Source organism: Caballeronia sp. DA-9 (assembly GCF_051615025.1).
Classification (GTDB): domain Bacteria; phylum Pseudomonadota; class Gammaproteobacteria; order Burkholderiales; family Burkholderiaceae; genus Caballeronia; species Caballeronia sordidicola.
Window position 1 is genome coordinate 3258942 of record NZ_CP195133.1, and the last position, 17276, is coordinate 3276217.

11 protein-coding genes, 3 tRNA genes, 3 rRNA genes and 1 pseudogene are annotated in these 17276 nt (G+C 55.7%); 5 read left to right on the plus strand and 13 right to left on the minus strand.

Annotated elements, in window-relative coordinates:
• The first annotated feature begins 62 nt into the window (after positions 1-62).
• Both ACRWA7_RS31140 and ACRWA7_RS31145 read left to right on the plus strand, forming a co-directional pair.
• Positions 63-713 (plus strand): TetR/AcrR family transcriptional regulator, encoded by a 651-nt coding sequence (locus tag ACRWA7_RS31140; protein WP_060858917.1) that lies wholly within the window; start codon positions 63-65, stop codon positions 711-713.
• Positions 710-1264, plus strand: a complete 555-nt coding sequence (locus tag ACRWA7_RS31145; protein ID WP_438394519.1) for a DUF1415 domain-containing protein — start codon at positions 710-712, stop codon at positions 1262-1264. The genes ACRWA7_RS31140 and ACRWA7_RS31145 overlap by 4 nt, the downstream gene beginning before the upstream one ends.
• Here the strand turns inward: ACRWA7_RS31145 and ACRWA7_RS31150 are convergent.
• Positions 1254-2159 carry a class I SAM-dependent methyltransferase gene (locus tag ACRWA7_RS31150; protein ID WP_438394521.1) on the minus strand — a complete coding sequence of 302 codons (906 nt, stop codon included), beginning with the start codon at positions 2157-2159 and terminating at the stop codon, positions 1254-1256. The genes ACRWA7_RS31145 and ACRWA7_RS31150 overlap by 11 nt on opposite strands.
• A gap of 459 nt (positions 2160-2618) precedes the next feature.
• On the opposite strand from ACRWA7_RS31150, the gene ACRWA7_RS31155 reads away from it, so the two are divergent.
• Positions 2619-2939 carry a hypothetical protein gene (locus ACRWA7_RS31155; RefSeq protein WP_060858919.1) on the plus strand — a complete coding sequence of 107 codons (321 nt, stop codon included), beginning with the start codon at positions 2619-2621 and terminating at the stop codon, positions 2937-2939.
• A 64-nt stretch (positions 2940-3003) separates the two neighbouring features.
• Here ACRWA7_RS31155 and ACRWA7_RS31160 read toward each other — a convergent pair whose 3' ends face one another.
• Positions 3004-3711 carry a FadR/GntR family transcriptional regulator gene (locus tag ACRWA7_RS31160; protein ID WP_060858920.1) on the minus strand — a complete coding sequence of 236 codons (708 nt, stop codon included), beginning with the start codon at positions 3709-3711 and terminating at the stop codon, positions 3004-3006.
• A 174-nt stretch (positions 3712-3885) separates the two neighbouring features.
• On the opposite strand from ACRWA7_RS31160, the gene ACRWA7_RS31165 reads away from it, so the two are divergent.
• Both ACRWA7_RS31165 and ACRWA7_RS31170 read left to right on the plus strand, forming a co-directional pair.
• Positions 3886-4908, plus strand: a complete 1023-nt coding sequence (locus tag ACRWA7_RS31165; RefSeq protein WP_060858921.1) for a zinc-binding alcohol dehydrogenase family protein — start codon at positions 3886-3888, stop codon at positions 4906-4908.
• Positions 4909-4916: 8 nt separating this feature from the next.
• On the plus strand, positions 4917-6035 hold the full coding sequence (locus ACRWA7_RS31170) for a mannitol dehydrogenase family protein (RefSeq protein WP_438394525.1): 1119 nt from the start codon (positions 4917-4919) through the stop codon (positions 6033-6035).
• Between the two features lie 12 nt (positions 6036-6047).
• Here the strand turns inward: ACRWA7_RS31170 and ACRWA7_RS31175 are convergent.
• The 11 genes and pseudogenes from ACRWA7_RS31175 to ACRWA7_RS31225 all read right to left on the minus strand — a co-directional run.
• Positions 6048-7652: pseudogene (locus ACRWA7_RS31175) on the minus strand (NAD(P)/FAD-dependent oxidoreductase); the annotation flags it as partial.
• A protein-coding gene (locus tag ACRWA7_RS31180) for an IS3 family transposase (RefSeq protein WP_438391945.1) occupies positions 7648-8825 on the minus strand; the annotation gives its coding sequence in 2 pieces (ribosomal slippage) (positions 7648-8558 and positions 8558-8825; 1179 coding nt in all). The pseudogene ACRWA7_RS31175 and the gene ACRWA7_RS31180, both read right to left, overlap by 5 nt.
• A gap of 310 nt (positions 8826-9135) precedes the next feature.
• Positions 9136-9248: ribosomal RNA gene (gene rrf / locus ACRWA7_RS31185) — 5S ribosomal RNA — on the minus strand.
• Positions 9249-9433: 185 nt separating this feature from the next.
• Positions 9434-12313: ribosomal RNA gene (locus ACRWA7_RS31190) — 23S ribosomal RNA — on the minus strand.
• A gap of 315 nt (positions 12314-12628) precedes the next feature.
• Positions 12629-12704, minus strand: a tRNA-Ala gene (locus ACRWA7_RS31195).
• Positions 12705-12783: 79 nt separating this feature from the next.
• Positions 12784-12860, minus strand: a tRNA-Ile gene (locus ACRWA7_RS31200).
• 68 nt (positions 12861-12928) lie between these two features.
• Positions 12929-14459 (minus strand): 16S ribosomal RNA (locus tag ACRWA7_RS31205).
• The 16S, 23S and 5S rRNA genes sit together here with 2 tRNA genes alongside, the layout of an rRNA operon.
• A gap of 681 nt (positions 14460-15140) precedes the next feature.
• A tRNA-Thr gene (locus ACRWA7_RS31210) sits at positions 15141-15216 on the minus strand.
• A gap of 18 nt (positions 15217-15234) precedes the next feature.
• Positions 15235-15741, minus strand: a complete 507-nt coding sequence (locus tag ACRWA7_RS31215; protein ID WP_060859126.1) for a ClpXP protease specificity-enhancing factor — start codon at positions 15739-15741, stop codon at positions 15235-15237.
• 64 nt (positions 15742-15805) lie between these two features.
• Complete coding sequence (locus ACRWA7_RS31220) at positions 15806-16417, minus strand: glutathione S-transferase N-terminal domain-containing protein (protein ID WP_031362199.1); 612 nt, start codon at positions 16415-16417, stop codon at positions 15806-15808.
• 96 nt (positions 16418-16513) lie between these two features.
• Positions 16514-17269 carry a cytochrome c1 gene (locus ACRWA7_RS31225; protein ID WP_438394530.1) on the minus strand — a complete coding sequence of 252 codons (756 nt, stop codon included), beginning with the start codon at positions 17267-17269 and terminating at the stop codon, positions 16514-16516.
• Between the last annotated feature and the right edge of the window lie 7 nt (positions 17270-17276).

Consider the following 17276-nt stretch of genomic DNA (forward strand, 5'->3'; position numbering starts at 1 on the left):
TGAGGTTGCGAGCTTAGTGACTGATCGGTAACATGTCAAGAATCCCTTCGGATTCAGAGGTTATGAGCGTGGTACGAGCATCGACTGGAAACACTATCGCCGATAAAAAGCCCGCGCGTCGGCACATGGACGGCGCGACCGCGCAGGAACAACTGCTCGACGCGGCGGAACGGCTGTTTTATCGCGATGGCATTCGCGCCATCAGCGTGGACGCCGTGGTGGAACGCGCCGGCGTGAACAAGATGAGCGTGTACCGGCAGTTTTCATCGAAGGACGATCTCGTGGTCGCGTACCTCACGCGCATGGACGAGCGATTCAGGGATCGAGTCGAAGGCAGCATTGCGAAGCATCCTGGAGAGCCGGCCAAAGCGCTCGTGCAAAGCATCGCGGATCTGGTCGAGCGCGCATCGCGGCCGGATTATCGCGGATGCCCCTTTGTGAACGTGGCGTGCGAATTCGCGGATCGCGAGCATCCGGCGCGGGTATCGGTTGCGCGCAACAAGGCTTATCTGATCGGGCGGCTGACGGAGTTATCGGCGGCAGCGAACGCGGCCGATCCCCAACTGCTCGCCGACTCGCTCGCGCTGCTGGTTGAGGGCATCTATGCATCGAGCCAGACTTTCGGGCCTGGTTGCGGCGCGATGCGCAGTGCGCCCTTCACGGCGGAAATGCTGGTCCGCGCTGCGTGCGCTCAAAGCAAGGCAGGACAATGAATCACGAAATTATCGATTCAACGCAGCATTGGCTCACGCGCGCGGTCATCGGGCTGAATCTGTGTCCGTTCGCGAAGTCGGTGCACGTGAAGGATCAGATCCGCTACGCAGTGAGCGAGGCGCGCACCTTCGAAGACGTGCTGGCCGATCTTGAAACCGAACTGAAATATCTCGCCGAGACCGACCCGGAAAAAACCGACACCACGTTGTTGATCGTTCCACACGCGCTGGCCGATTTTGCTGAGTACAACGACGCGCTCCATTTCGCCGATACCCTCTTGAAACAGCTCCGGCTTGAAGGTGAACTACAGATCGCGAGTTTCCATCCAGACTATCAATTCGATGACGCCGAGCCCGGCGACATCGAAAATTTCACGAACCGCGCGCCCTATCCGATCTTTCATCTGCTGCGTGAATCGAGCATAGAACGCGCAGTCGACGCCTTCCCGGACGCCGCCGATATCTATGAGCGCAACATGGCGACGCTGCGTCGTCTAGGGCACGCCGGTTGGCAGGAACACATGGCGCGCGGCGCCGGCATCAAGCCGTAAAGAAACGCTCGCGCATCTCTTCAAGACCAAGCGTTTCGAGTACATCGGACAAACGCTGCGCGGGTTTTCCTCGCGGCAAGTCCTTGAACTGCGCAATGATCAGCTCGTTTTTCATCGAGTGTTCCCAGCCGACGAGCTCCGTCACGCTGACTTGATATCCATGAGATTCCAGTTGCAGGCATCGCAGGACGTTTGTGATCTGGCTGCCGAATTCGCGCGTATGCAGCGGGTGCCGCCACATTTCCGTCAGCACATTTTTCGACAACGAATGGCCTTTGTTCTTGCGTAGAACAGCGGCTATTTCCGCCTGGCAACACGGCACGACCACGATCGTTTTCGCCTTCTTCTGCAAAGCGAAATGAATGGCGTCGTCGGTCGCGGTATTGCATGCATGCAACGCCGTCACGACGTCCACGGTTTCAGGCAAACGATCTGACGTAATTGATTCGGCCACCGACAGATTCACGAACGACATGCCTTCGAAGCCCAGCCGCGCGGCCAATTCCTCCGACTTTTCGACCAGTTCCGCACGCGTCTCAATTCCAAAGATATGTGAGCGATCGCGCAGAGCTTTGAAGTACAGATCGTAGAGAATAAAGCCAAGATAAGACTTGCCCGCGCCATGATCGACCAGCGTCACTGATCCTTGCTTTGCATGAATTTCCGCAAGCAACGGCTCGATGAATTGAAACAGGTGATAGACCTGTTTCAGCTTGCGGCGGCTGTCTTGATTCATCTTGCCGTCGCGAGTAAGGATGTGGAGTTCCTTCAAAAGCTCGATGGATTGTCCGGGGCGAATCTCGTGCTTGTCACTCGCCGGACTAGCCTGCGGTTTTTGATCGGACGAATCCGGTGATGCAATGGGCGCGTTCGGCGCCCGGGACTTCTTTGCCATCGTCTGGATACCGTAGTGATTCTGGTGGCGGCGGATTCCGCGGAAAGTTCCGTGGATGTTTTCACGCGAAGTGCGCGGAAGTGTGCGCTAACCGCTGGTTGTATTGATGCAAATGAGCAAGTTTACCCAAAAGCGCAGAGACGCTCCCGCAGAACGCAGCGTCAGGAATTGGTAAGCGTTCGACACTCCCGTTCGACCTGACGGGAGCACCGGTTTCAGATGGAACATTTCGTGCATTTAGACGGGACAATCAACGGGACGGATGGACGCAACGACGGCAAAAGCCGCGACACGTAGCCAGCAACAAACTTGTACCAAGGCGAGCGCGATTGACCGATGACAGATGACAGATGACCGGCGAGATAAACCGGATCTCGTCGCCACGCGCGGCCTGTTACGTAACACCCATGCACACAAGGCGAGTTCCCAAGGGAACACGCGAACGAAATGAGGACGGCGATGGACCCAATCCGAAACAGCAAGGCCGAACAGCAGTTTCAAGAAATGCTCGCGAAGCTCACCGCATTGCCGGAATGGAGCGAAAAGCAACAACTGGAACTGGAAATGGCCCGAGAAATTTCCGGTGAAATGCTCCGGCTTGCAGAAGCCATGCGCGACGGAACCACCGACATGGAAACGTGCCTGACAATGCTCAAGTACGCCAAGGTCATGGACTTCGTGCTCACCACGCTTGCATCGCGCCGCGAGATCGCTCCGCAAACGCTGCGCGTGATCTTCAAGCTCGCCGGGCTGAAAGTCGACGAAGCTTATCCCGGTTGATGCGCAGGCTAGGCGGTACTGTGGCCAGTTCGGTTTCTGCCTCGCCTGGCCTGAAGCAAACTTCTCAATGCTTGCGGCGCGTCATCAGCCGCTCGTAGGACGCTTTCAGGTGACGCTGCATGCAAGCCTGAGCTTGAATTGCATCGCGGGCTTCAAGCGCATCGAGTATGTCCTTGTGCTCGCTCAACGCGTCCGCCCACGTTTCTTCCCCTTCGAAGTGCCCACGCAGCGTCGATGACAGTGGGCTATGCCGCTCATCGAAAAGACTTGCCACCGTGCGCACCAGCACGTCGTTGCCTGACATTTGCGCCACGGCCAAATGAAACGCGCGGTCTGCGGCAAGCGGAATCTGACCGTTCGCGACCTGCTTTGCCATGTCTTCGTAGATGTCGCGAAGCGCCCGGAGGGCCTTCGGCTTGGCAAATGCCGCAACGCTCGCCGCAATCGCACCTTCGATCACCATGCGCGCCGTCGTGATCTCCAGTGGGCTTTCACCGAGTTCCGTATCGGCGAGCACGCCCGGACGTGAACCCGGCGCTGGCGCAGCGCAGATATAGACGCCCGATCCCATCCGGATTTCCACGCGCCCTTCCAGTTCGAGCGCCACCAGCGCTTCGCGCACCGATGGCCGCGAGACGCCGAGCATTAAGGCCAGTTCACGCTCGGACGGCAGGCGCCCGTTCGGCGCGAAACCTTTGTCGTCGATCAGCGCGCGCAGTTTATCGGCGATCTGAAGATAGAGACGGCGTGTTTCGATGGGTTTGCCAGCCACGAGGTTTCCTTGGTTTTGCAAATTTCGCCTGCCGTTTTTGCCGGCCGAACGCGTGAATTCTAAACATAGCCGACGTGAATGGTCAGGCCAAACCCGTATTGCGGACTAATTGGCTTGACCAATTCACTTTTACGAAACTAACATGCATTCTGGTAAGGCCAAAACAATTCAACCATGAAAACTGTCATCTGCGAACAACCCGGCTCGCTCGTTCTGATCGATCGGCCGACCCCGGAGCCGGGGCCCGACGACGTGCTGATTCGCATTAGACGTGTCGGCGTTTGCGGTACGGACCTGCACATTTTCACGGGCAACCAGCCGTTTCTCGCTTATCCGCGCGTGATGGGACACGAGTTGTCGGGAATCGTCGAATCGGCGCCAGTCGGCGCGCGCGTCGCAAAAGGCGATCAGGTCTACGTGATGCCTTATCTCGCGTGTGGAAAATGCATTGCGTGCAGAGCAAGAAAACCCAATTGCTGCATGAACATTCGCGTCCTCGGCGTGCACACGGATGGCGGTTTCGTCGAACAACTCGCCGTGCCGCAAGCATTCGTATTCAAAGCGGATGGCGTCACGCTCGATCAGGCCGCGATGATCGAATTCCTCGCCATCGGCGCGCACGCCGTCGCGCGTGGTGACGTTCAGTCCAAGCAGCGGGCGCTCGTGGTAGGCGCTGGTCCTATCGGCATGGCAGCAACGATTTTCGCAAAGCTGCGCGGCGCCGAGGTAACGGTGCTCGATGGCCGCGAGGATCGGCTGCGGTTCTGCGAGACGCAACTAAGTGCCGATCACATCGTGCATCTGGACGCCACAGGCAACGCGACCGACGCCAAACAGCTTGCAGAATTCACGGATCACGAATTCTTCGATATCGTCTTCGATGCCACCGGCAACGTCAAAGCCATGGAACGCGGCCTGGAATTCGTTGCGCACGGCGGCAAATACGTGTTGATATCGATTGTTCGCGACCGCATTTCATTTGCCGATCCCGAGTTCCACAAGCGTGAGACCACGCTGCTCGCGAGCCGCAACGCCACGCCCGACGACTTCGAAACCGTGCTGACCGCCATGCGCGCGGGCCTGATTCCCACCGCCGCGCTCAACACTCACACGCTGCAACTCAGCGACGTACCGCGTGATTTTCCGAAGCTGCTGGATCCATCGGCGGGTGTGATCAAGGCGCTGGTCGAGTGTTGAGTGCATTGATGGGCAATCCCATTCTGCAATTCGGCACCAGCCGTTTTCTCCAGGCGCACGTCGACTTGTTTGTCGCTGAAGCGCTTCGATGCAAACCGCCGAAGGCGCTTGGTTGCATCACCGTTGTGCAAAGTACATCGAACGTAGAGAGCCGGAATCGGATCAACGCATTGCGTGCTTCGAACGTTTATCCCGTGCGAATCCGAGGCAGGCAAGCCGATACGACCGTCGATTCAACCGTGCACTGCAACGCGATCACCGAAGCGCTAACGGCCGCCGATGACTGGGCGACGCTGCGTGACCGCATTCGGCACGACGTGAAAGTTGTCGTCTCGAACACGGGTGACATGGGCTACGTTTCCTTCAGCGAGGACGTTTCTCGTGGATTCGAAGGTTACGCTGCCCCGCGCGGTTTTCCGGCAAAGCTCGCTGTGTTACTGCATGACAGGTTTATCGCAGGCGGTGAGCCGATCACATTGTTGCCGTGTGAACTGGTCTCGCATAACGGTGATACTTTACGTGACGCGGTAATCGGCATTGCACGGCAATGGCACGCAAACGACGCGTTCATGCTCTATCTTCAGCACGATTGCGTCTGGATTAATTCGCTTGTAGATCGGATCGTGTCCGAGCCCATTTATCCGGTCGGCGCTATCGCCGAGCCTTATGCGCTGTGGGCAATCGAACGCCAGGAAAACATGATCCTGCCGTGCGAGCACAAGGACATTGTGCTCACCAACGACCTTTCGCACTACGAGCGGCTCAAGCTACTGCTGCTGAATCTTGGCCACACGGTGCTCGCTGAACTTTGGCTCGCCAATCAGTCTCCCGCCGATATGAACGTTCTGAACGCCATGCGCAACAATGCATGGCGCGAGATTTTGGAGGCGGTGTGGCAAGAAGAAGTGCTGCCTGTGTTCGCCGCCCTCGGCAAGCAAGACGCCGCACGCGCTTATCTCCTCGATGTCCGCGACCGGTTCGAGAATCCCTTCCTCGATCATCGGCTGGCGGACATCGCGCGGAATCACATCGAGAAAAAGCAACGCCGGTTTAAACCAGCGATCGATCTCGCGCGCGAACTCGGGCTGAATATCGAGCAGCGGTGGCTCGTAGCTGTGCTGGCGTGATCGCGCGGCGAATTATTTCGCCATCATGTCGAGCGCCAGCGCTTCGCCGACCTCAATCCCGTCGATAGCCGCCGAATAAATGCCGCCGGCATACCCCGCGCCTTCGCCCGCTGGGTACAACCCGTCCACATTCATGCTCTGATAATTGTCCTTGCGCCGCACGCGTATTGGCGACGACGTGCGCGTCTCCACGCCTGTCAGCACGGCGTCATGCATGGCAAAGCCGGGAATCTTTTTATCGATTTGAGGCAGCGCTTCGCGAATCGCCTCGATCACGTAATCGGGCAAAGCCGTGCTCAGGTCGGTCATGCGCACACCAGGCTTATACGACGGTTCGACAGAACCGAGCGCTGTCGATGCACGCCGCGCGATGAAATCGCCGACCAATTGCGCCGGTGCGCAGTAGTCACCGCCACCAAGCTCGAACGCCCGTTCTTCCCATTGCCGCTGAAACGCGATACCTGCAAGCGGACCACCCGGAAAATCCTCCGGCGTAATTCCAACGACAATGCCCGCATTCGCATTGCGTTCATTTCGCGAATACTGGCTCATTCCGTTCGTTACGACTCGACCGGGCTCTGAGGTTGCGGCCACCACCGTTCCGCCCGGACACATGCAAAAGCTATAAACCGCTCGACCGTTGCTGCAGTGATGAACCACCTTATAGTCCGCTGCACCCAGCAGCTTGTGCCCGGCGAACTTCCCGAATCGACTCCGATCGATCAGGCCTTGCGGATGTTCGATCCGGAACCCTAACGAAAAGGGTTTTGCTTCCATATAGACGCCACGACGATGCAGCATTTCAAAAGTATCGCGTGCGCTATGTCCAACTGATAACACCACGTGGTTGCAGGACAGGGTTTCACCATTGGAAAGTGTCAGTCCGCGGACCTTGCCGTTTTCGATCTCGATATCTTCGACTCGCGTCTCGAACCGCACTTCACCGCCGAGCTGATGAATGGTCGCGCGCATTTTCTCGACCATACCGACCAGCCTGAACGTACCAATATGCGGCCGGCTCAAATAGAGAATGTCCTCCGGCGCGCCGGCGAGCACGAATTCATCGAGTACCTTGCGGCCGTAGTGTTTAGGATCTTTAATCTGGCTATACAGCTTGCCGTCGGAAAAAGTACCGGCGCCACCCTCGCCAAACTGAACGTTCGACTCCGGGTTCAACACGTTTTTCCGCCAGAGGCCCCAAGTGTCTTTGGTCCGTTCGCGAACCGCCTTGCCTCGCTCCAGGATGATGGGACGAAAGCCCATTTGCGCGAGAATCAAGCCGGCAAACAACCCACACGGCCCCATGCCAATCACGACGGGTCTCGCCGATGTCATATGTTCTGGCGCTTTGGCCACAAACTTATACGCCATGTCGGGCGTGATGGAGCAATGCGGCTGATCGTTTAGATAGCGAAGTGCTGCAGTCTCATCCTCGACTTCCACATCGACAATATACGTGAGCTTGATGTCGGAGCGTTTCCGGGCGTCATGCGCACGACGAAACACCGTATAGCGGATGAGGCTTTCGGACGGAACATGAATAAGCGCGAGGCGTGAGCGAATAGCCGACTCGAGCTCGCTTTCCGAATGCTCAAGCGGAAGCTTGTGGTGGTCAAGTTATTTCGGACAGGTTGTTAGGTACTTTTACTGTCATTTTGGCCTCGTAGGCGCTGGGCGACAGATAGCCCAAAGTCGAGTGCAAGCGCACCGGATTGTAGAAAGCGACGATGTAGTGGTTGATGTCGCGCCGTGCCTCATCGTGGTTGGCGTACTGGCTCTGCCACACGCGTTCCATCTTCAGGTTCAGAAAGAATCTCTCCATCACAGAATTGTCCCAACAATTGCCTTTTCGACTCATGCTGCAAACCACGCGATGCTGCTTGAGCAAGGCCTGGTACTCGTCGCTTGCGTACTGGCTGCCACGGTCCGAATGGAGTATCAATCCTGGCGCTGGGCGACGTTGCTGCAAGGCTTGATCCAGTGCCGAGACGACCAATCCAGCCGGCATGGTCGGCGCCATCGCCCAGCCCACCACCTTGCGTGAATACAGGTCCAGCACCACCGCCAGGTAAAGCCAACCTTGGGCGGTGCGGATGTACGTTATGTCGGACACCCACGCCAGGTTGGGCTGTGCCACCTCAAATTGCCGGTCCAGCACATTCTCGGCCACTGGCAGCGTGTGACGACTGTCGGTGGTCGAAACGAATTTACGTTTCCAGTTCGTACGCAAGTCCATTTCGCGCATGAGCGTACGCACGCGATGACGCCCAATGCGCAGTCCCTTGGCTCGCAGCGTATGCATGACACGTCTGCTACCGTAGTTCCTGCCGCTGGCGGCGAAGGCCGCCCTGACGTGTGTTTGCTCTTGCACACGCTCGGGGCTGGGCCGCGCCTGCCGGTGTGTGTAATAGCCCGAGCGACTCACCTCCAATAGCCGGCACGCGTGACTGACCGAGACGGCCTTCTCTTGCAAGTGAGCGACCACTCGATAGCTCACTTCAGTTCCCGTGCAAAGAAGGCCGACGCTTTTTTTAGTATGGACACGTCCTCGCGCAATTGCCGGTTCTCCATTTCGAGTTGCCGGATGCGTTGTTGTTCGGCCGTCAGCGGCTTACCCTCTCCGGGGCCGCCGGCACGCTCCGCGTCGTACTGGGCCACCCAGCGACGCACGGCTGTCTCAACAAGGTCCATCGACCGGCAAACCTCGCCCACCGATAACCCTTGGTCCCTTACCATACGTACCACTTCCAGCTTGAAGCTGGCGTCAAATTGTCGGCGCCTTTTTGTCATTTACTCTTTTCCCTCATCGATTCAGCATTGTCCGCCTATCGACCTGTCCGAGGAAATTAGACCACTACAGCTTGATTTCGCTTAGACGTAACATGTGGACCTGGTTTTTTGCAGACGCCCTGGATTGCGGCAGAGACGCTATTTTAGCGTGTTGATACTGTGGAAGCTGGCACACGGATGCACGGATAGATTCCGGTGCAGCTTGTATGTTGCTTGTATGTTTGAAGTTATCCGGTCTATAAACGCAAAAACCCCACCGAGTTGGGTGGGGTTTTAGCGTTTATGCTGAGTGTGTTTCAGCGAATGGGGAGCCTGACGATTACCTACTTTCACACGGGAATCCGCACTATCATTGGCGTGGAGTCGTTTCACGGTCCTGTTCGGGATGGGAAGGGGTGGTACCAACTCGCTATGGTCATCAGGCATAAAGGGGTGTTGTATCGGTTTTCTGGTCGATACAACCAATCTGGGGAAGAAGTAGTCGAGTTCGCTTGTTGAGCGCCTCGTGGTTACTGATGCTGCTTGGGGTTGTGGTTGTTACTGGCACAACATGATCTCAACCCGAGCGGTTCTGGCTACGGCATTGGCAGCCGAAACACACTGGTTATAGGATCAAGCCTTACGGGCAATTAGTATCAGTTAGCTTAATGCATTACTGCACTTCCACACCTGACCTATCAACGTCCTGGTCTAGAACGACCCTTCAAGGAGCTTAAAGCTCCAGGGATATCTCATCTCAAGGCGAGTTTCCCGCTTAGATGCTTTCAGCGGTTATCTCTTCCGAACATAGCTACCCGGCGATGCCACTGGCGTGACAACCGGTACACCAGAGGTTCGTCCACTCCGGTCCTCTCGTACTAGGAGCAGCCCCCTTCAAATATCCAACGCCCACGGCAGATAGGGACCAAACTGTCTCACGACGTTTTAAACCCAGCTCACGTACCTCTTTAAATGGCGAACAGCCATACCCTTGGGACCGGCTACAGCCCCAGGATGAGATGAGCCGACATCGAGGTGCCAAACACCGCCGTCGATATGAACTCTTGGGCGGTATCAGCCTGTTATCCCCAGAGTACCTTTTATCCGTTGAGCGATGGCCCTTCCATACAGAACCACCGGATCACTATGACCTGCTTTCGCACCTGCTCGACTTGTCGGTCTCGCAGTTAAGCACGCTTATGCCATTGCACTATCAGCACGATTTCCGACCGTACCTAGCGTACCTTCGTACTCCTCCGTTACACTTTGGGAGGAGACCGCCCCAGTCAAACTGCCTACCATGCACTGTCCCCGACCCGGATCACGGGCCAAGGTTAGAACCTCAAACAAACCAGGGTGGTATTTCAAGGACGGCTCCACCGAAACTAGCGTTCCGGTTTCATAGCCTCCCACCTATCCTACACAGATCGGTTCAAAGTCCAATGCAAAGCTACAGTAAAGGTTCATGGGGTCTTTCCGTCTAGCCGCGGGGAGATTGCATCATCACAAACACTTCAACTTCGCTGAGTCTCGGGAGGAGACAGTGTGGCCATCGTTACGCCATTCGTGCAGGTCGGAACTTACCCGACAAGGAATTTCGCTACCTTAGGACCGTTATAGTTACGGCCGCCGTTTACCGGGACTTCAATCAAGAGCTTGCACCCCATCATTTAATCTTCCGGCACCGGGCAGGCGTCACACCCTATACGTCCACTTTCGTGTTTGCAGAGTGCTGTGTTTTTATTAAACAGTCGCAGCCACCAGTTTATTGCAACCCCTTCACCCTTTGCGCGCAGGCGCATCAAGCTACAGGGGCGTACCTTATCCCGAAGTTACGGTACCAATTTGCCGAGTTCCTTCTCCCGAGTTCTCTCAAGCGCCTTAGAATACTCATCTCGCCCACCTGTGTCGGTTTGCGGTACGGTCTTGTTAAACTGAAGCTTAGAGGCTTTTCTTGGAACCACTTCCGATTGCTTCTTCACCGAAGTGAATGGCCTCGCACCCTTGAATTCCGCGCCCGGATTTGCCTAAGCGCCTTCTCCAATGCAAGGACCGGGACTTCCAACACCCGGACAACCTTCCGCGATCCGTCCCCCCATCGCATTTAACAATGGTGCAGGAATATTAACCTGCTTCCCATCAGCTACGCATTTCTGCCTCGCCTTAGGGGCCGACTCACCCTACGCCGATGAACGTTGCGTAGGAAACCTTGGGCTTACGGCGAGGGGGCTTTTCACCCCCTTTATCGCTACTCATGTCAGCATTCGCACTTCCGATACCTCCAGCACACTTTTCAATGCACCTTCACAGGCTTACGGAACGCTCTCCTACCATGCATATAAATATGCATCCGCAGCTTCGGTATATTGCTTAGCCCCGTTACATCTTCCGCGCAGGACGACTCGATCAGTGAGCTATTACGCTTTCTTTAAAGGGTGGCTGCTTCTAAGCCAACCTCCTGACTGTTTTAGCCTTCCCACTTCGTTTCCCACTTAGCAATATTTGGGGACCTTAGCTGGCGGTCTGGGTTGTTTCCCTCTTGACACCGGACGTTAGCACCCGATGTCTGTCTCCCGTGATTGCACTCTTCGGTATTCGGAGTTTGCTATGGCGTAGTAATCCGCAATGGACCCCACAACCATGACAGTGCTCTACCCCCGAAGGTGATACACGAGGCACTACCTAAATAGTTTTCGGAGAGAACCAGCTATTTCCAAGTTTGTTTAGCCTTTCACCCCTATCCACAGCTCATCCCCTAATTTTTCAACATTAGTGGGTTCGGTCCTCCAGTACGTGTTACCGCACCTTCAACCTGGCCATGGATAGATCACTTGGTTTCGGGTCTACGCCCAGCAACTGAGACGCCCTATTCGGACTCGCTTTCGCTACGCCTGCCTTAATCAGTTAAGCTTGCTACTGAACGTAAGTCGCTGACCCATTATACAAAAGGTACGCCGTCACCCCTTTCAAGGCTCCGACTGTTTGTATGCATGCGGTTTCAGGATCTATTTCACTCCCCTCCCGGGGTTCTTTTCGCCTTTCCCTCACGGTACTGGTTCACTATCGGTCGATCACGAGTATTTAGCCTTGGAGGATGGTCCCCCCATCTTCAGACAGGATTTCACGTGTCCCGCCCTACTTGTCGTACCCCTAGTTCCACATCGCTGTTTTCGCCTACAGGGCTATCACCTGCTATGGCCGCACTTTCCAGAGCGTTCGGCTAACAATGATGCTAAAAGGTACAGGCTGATCCCATTTCGCTCGCCACTACTTTGGGAATCTCGGTTGATTTCTTTTCCTGCGGTTACTTAGATGTTTCAGTTCACCGCGTTCGCTTCACTGGAGCTATGTATTCACTCCAGGATGACCCATACGGGCCGGGTTTCCCCATTCGGACATCTTCGGATCAAAGCTCGTTTGCCAGCTCCCCGAAGCTTTTCGCAGGCTACCGCGTCCTTCATCGCCTGTGATCGCCAAGGCATCCACCACATGCACTTGTTCGCTTGACCCTATAACGAGTGTGTCTCTCAACACGCGCGCCATAGGTTGAGTATTCGTGTTGCGCCGTATTCCAAGCCATCTCTCGATAACTTTTCATACATTGATACAATCACAACCCTGATTCACCTACTCATACACCCATCTCTAAGTGTATTTTCGTGAATCTCTTTACTACTTCTTCCAGATTGTTAAAGAACGACAGCACGACTTTAAGCGCTATGCTTAAAACCGCTTACTGACTGGCTCAATCGCCAATGCGTATTTTTCACACGACACCGCAAGCACTTTTCTGCTCACAGGTATAAAAAATCTGCGTTGGTGATTGGTGGAGGATGACGGGATCGAACCGACGACCCCCTGCTTGCAAAGCAGGTGCTCTCCCAGCTGAGCTAATCCCCCCGTACCTTGATGCTGAAGGGTCCGTCATTCCTCTTTTATGACGCTTAACGCATTCGTTAATCATCACTCAAGCGAATCATGGTGGGTCTGGTTGGATTCGAACCAACGACCCCCGCCTTATCAAGACGGTGCTCTAACCAACTGAGCTACAGACCCTTAGCCTGTCTTCTTACAGCCGATAAGCGTGAGCACTTCAGTGCTTTGTTCAAAGCGTTGAGCTCGAGAAAGGAGGTGATCCAGCCGCACCTTCCGATACGGCTACCTTGTTACGACTTCACCCCAGTCATGAATCCTACCGTGGTGACCGTCCTCCTTGCGGTTAGACTAGCCACTTCTGGTAAAACCCACTCCCATGGTGTGACGGGCGGTGTGTACAAGACCCGGGAACGTATTCACCGCGGCATGCTGATCCGCGATTACTAGCGATTCCAGCTTCACGTAGTCGAGTTGCAGACTACGATCCGGACTACGATCGGTTTTCTGGGATTAGCTCCCCCTCACGGGTTGGCAGCCCTCTGTTCCGACCATTGTATGACGTGTGAAGCCCTACCCATAAGGGCCATGAGGACTTGACGTCATCCCCACCTTCCTCCGGTTTGTCACCGGCAGTCTCCTTAGAGTGCTCTTGCGTAGCAACTAAGGACAAGGGTTGCGCTCGTTGCGGGACTTAACCCAACATCTCACGACACGAGCTGACGACAGCCATGCAGCACCTGTGTATCGGTTCTCTTTCGAGCACCCCAGCCTTTCAGCCAGGTTCCGACCATGTCAAGGGTAGGTAAGGTTTTTCGCGTTGCATCGAATTAATCCACATCATCCACCGCTTGTGCGGGTCCCCGTCAATTCCTTTGAGTTTTAATCTTGCGACCGTACTCCCCAGGCGGTCAACTTCACGCGTTAGCTACGTTACTAAGGAAATGAATCCCCAACAACTAGTTGACATCGTTTAGGGCGTGGACTACCAGGGTATCTAATCCTGTTTGCTCCCCACGCTTTCGTGCATGAGCGTCAGTATTGGCCCAGGGGGCTGCCTTCGCCATCGGTATTCCTCCACATCTCTACGCATTTCACTGCTACACGTGGAATTCTACCCCCCTCTGCCATACTCTAGCTCGCCAGTCACAAATGCAGTTCCCAGGTTAAGCCCGGGGATTTCACATCTGTCTTAACGAACCGCCTGCGCACGCTTTACGCCCAGTAATTCCGATTAACGCTCGCACCCTACGTATTACCGCGGCTGCTGGCACGTAGTTAGCCGGTGCTTATTCTTCCGGTACCGTCATCCCCCCACTGTATTAGAGCGAAGGTTTTCTTTCCGGACAAAAGTGCTTTACAACCCGAAGGCCTTCTTCACACACGCGGCATTGCTGGATCAGGGTTGCCCCCATTGTCCAAAATTCCCCACTGCTGCCTCCCGTAGGAGTCTGGGCCGTGTCTCAGTCCCAGTGTGGCTGGTCGTCCTCTCAGACCAGCTACAGATCGTCGCCTTGGTAGGCCTTTACCCCACCAACTAGCTAATCTGCCATCGGCCGCCCCTATAGCGCGAGGCCTTTCGGTCCCCCGCTTTCTTCCGTAGATCGTATGCGGTATTAATCCGGCTTTCGCCGGGCTATCCCCCACTACAGGACACGTTCCGATGTATTACTCACCCGTTCGCCACTCGCCACCAGGGTTGCCCCCGTGCTGCCGTTCGACTTGCATGTGTAAGGCATGCCGCCAGCGTTCAATCTGAGCCAGGATCAAACTCTTCAGTTCAATGCCTGTTACTGTTTTCTATTCTTCCGAATAGGTCGCTCACTCAACGTACTGACAAGTTCCTCCCATCTTCCGGTTACCCGAAAGACGCTCAAAACCTACCTTAATACTAGTGTGAGACTTGATACTTTCGCTTCACGGCAGCATCTCCCGAAAAACCCCGGAAAACACCACCACACCCCAAAGCAAACCACCAAGCGCCCACACTTATCGGCTGTTAGTTTTTAAAGAACATCGCCAAAACACCAGCATTCCAACCCTCGGAACACCGCCGCTTTCGCGTCGCTGCGTTTGCAGCACAGAAACGAGATTATGTAGAACTCTTCGCTTTACGTCAACAGGTTTCTTACCGCGTCGTGACAAACTTCGAATCACAACCACCTGGACCGCGATTCCCTGCGAAGGCCGTATTACCTGGCTCTCCGGCTACTGGAATCAACTGCAAATCCCCCAATCTCCCGCTTCTCTTCGCCTCATCCAGAAGCGAAGGGCCGAATTCTAGTGCGCCCTTACCGCTTCCGCAAGAGGTTTATGAAAAGAATATTAAGCTGCGGCGTTCATTTGAAGAAAGCGCCGCGCACGAGGCGACAGGTAGCGGCCGTGGATTCAAAAGAAAAACCCTGCAGCGGTAAAACCGGCACAGGGTTCGAAGACTTCATGAAACTGCTTGAGATACTTATATGGTGCCGGCTGCAGGACTCGAACCCGCCACCTTCTGATTACAAATCAACTGCTCTACCTGATGAGCTAAGCCGGCGAAGTCAGCGATATTACTTCATTTGACGACCTTGAGGTGAGCCCGGCCAGTGGATTTTGATCCATCGTCGTCGGGAGGCAACTCGTCGTCATCTCGTGTTGACGCGACCGGCTCGCGGCGTTCTATCCGCTCCGCTCCGCTCTCGTCCGGCCCCAACTCCGATGAGCGCGGCCCATCCGAGCCCGACACATCGGGCGCGGCGCCAATTGCAGCGGGATCGACGGGAAACGCCATGCCCTGGCCGTTTTCACGTGCATAAATAGCGAGCACGTTGGCGACCTGCACTTCGATCTTGTGCGACTTGCCGGAAAATCGTGCACTGAACTCGATCCACTCATTGCCCATCTGCAACTGGCTCGTGGCCTCGAAGCTGATGTTCAGCACGATCTCGTCATTACGCACGAATTGCCGCGGCACACGCGTGCCATTGTCCACACGGACTGCTATGTGCGGTGTGAAGCCGTTATCCGTGCACCACTCGTAGAGCGCGCGCAGTAGATACGGCTTGGTGGAAATCTCTTGCATCGGCTTGTCCTCTATCGATGCGAAGCGCCGCCGGTCGAGCCAGCGCGCTCCGCAATCGGATACGTTAGCGACGCATCACTTTTTCCGAAGGCGTCAGCGCTTCGATGTAAGCCGGCCGGCTGAAAATGCGCTCGGCGTACTTCATCAACGGCGCGGCGTTCTTCGAGAGCTCGATGCCATAGTGATCCAGACGCCACAACAGCGGCGCAATGGCGACGTCGAGCATGGAAAACTCTTCGCCGAGCATGTACTTGTTCTTCAAGAAGATCGGCGCAAGCTGCGTCAGGCGGTCACGGATGGCGTTGCGCGCCTTTTCGTGATTTTTTTCCGCCGCCTTGCCCTTCTCGTTTTCCAGCGTGCCGACATGCACGAACAGCTCTTTTTCGAAGTTCAGCAAAAACAGGCGAGCGCGGGCGCGCTGGACCGGATCGGCGGGCATCAGTTGCGGATGCGGGAAACGCTCGTCGATGTATTCGTTGATGATGTTCGATTCGTACAGGATCAGGTCGCGCTCGACCAGAATCGGCACCTGGCCGTACGGGTTCATCACCGCAATGTCTTCGGGCTTGTTGAACAGGTCAACGTCGCGGATTTCGAAGTCCATGCCCTTTTCGAACAACACCAGCCGGCAGCGCTGGGAGAACGGGCAAGTAGTGCCGGAGTACAAAACCATCATGATTAAAAGTCCCTTCAGAAAACATAAGGGCCAGCGTGCGAAAAGCGCCTTCTGCGAGGCGCTTTGTCGACGCTGACCCACACCGATCGCGGCGTGTTATTTAATCTGCTTCCAGTATGCCGCGTTGAGGCGCCACGCCAAAAAGCTCAAAATTCCCAAAAACATCAGGACCCAGACGCCCAGCTGTTTTCGCGTCTGCTGGGCCGGCTCCGCCATCCACGAAAGGTACGAAACCAGATCGGCCATAGCCGAATCATAATCTACTGGCGACATCGTCCCCGGAGTCACCTGGGTATAACCCGCGAAATGTTTCACTTTTTCGCCAGTTTTCTCATCGACTTCCGTGTCGAATTTTGCCGTCCGCGTGCCCTGCAACTCCCAAAGCACATGCGGCATTGCGACGTTTTCATATACGCGATTGTTCCAGCCGGTCGGCCGGGTATCGTCGCGATAAAAACTGCGCAAATACGTGTAGATCCAGTCCTTGCCGCGCGCCCTCGCCTCAACCGACAAATCCGGCGGCGACGAGCCGAACCATGCTTTTGCGTCGTCCGGACGCATGGCGACGGTCATCGTGTTGCCGATCTTGTCCGTAGTGAACAGCAAATTCGCCTGAATTTCCTTCGGATCGATGCCAATGTCCGTCAGCCGGTTGTAACGCATCAAATTCGCGCTGTGGCAGTTCAGGCAGTAGTTTACAAACAATTTTGCGCCATGTTGAAGCGAAGCGAAATTGTCGGCGCTGTCGGGCGCGGCATCGAGCGGCACGTTTTCCTGCGCGTGCGCCGGCGCGAGGCCAAACGCCATCAACGACGCGCCGATCAGCGCAAGTTTAGAGAGCCAGTTTTTCATCGTCTTG

Excerpts from the sequence above, each read along its gene's own strand:
- ACRWA7_RS31140 (WP_060858917.1), top strand. The coding sequence starts at position 63 with ATGAGCGTGGTACGAGCATCGACTGGAAACACTATCGCCGATAAAAAG.
- ACRWA7_RS31145 (WP_438394519.1), top strand. The coding sequence starts at position 710 with ATGAATCACGAAATTATCGATTCAACGCAGCATTGGCTCACGCGCGCG.
- ACRWA7_RS31150 (WP_438394521.1), bottom strand. The coding sequence starts at position 2,159 with ATGGCAAAGAAGTCCCGGGCGCCGAACGCGCCCATTGCATCACCGGAT.
- ACRWA7_RS31155 (WP_060858919.1), top strand. The coding sequence starts at position 2,619 with ATGGACCCAATCCGAAACAGCAAGGCCGAACAGCAGTTTCAAGAAATG.
- ACRWA7_RS31165 (WP_060858921.1), top strand. The coding sequence starts at position 3,886 with ATGAAAACTGTCATCTGCGAACAACCCGGCTCGCTCGTTCTGATCGAT.
- ACRWA7_RS31170 (WP_438394525.1), top strand. The coding sequence starts at position 4,917 with ATGGGCAATCCCATTCTGCAATTCGGCACCAGCCGTTTTCTCCAGGCG.
- ACRWA7_RS31215 (WP_060859126.1), bottom strand. The coding sequence starts at position 15,741 with ATGCAAGAGATTTCCACCAAGCCGTATCTACTGCGCGCGCTCTACGAG.
- ACRWA7_RS31220 (WP_031362199.1), bottom strand. The coding sequence starts at position 16,417 with ATGATGGTTTTGTACTCCGGCACTACTTGCCCGTTCTCCCAGCGCTGC.
- ACRWA7_RS31225 (WP_438394530.1), bottom strand. The coding sequence starts at position 17,269 with ATGAAAAACTGGCTCTCTAAACTTGCGCTGATCGGCGCGTCGTTGATG.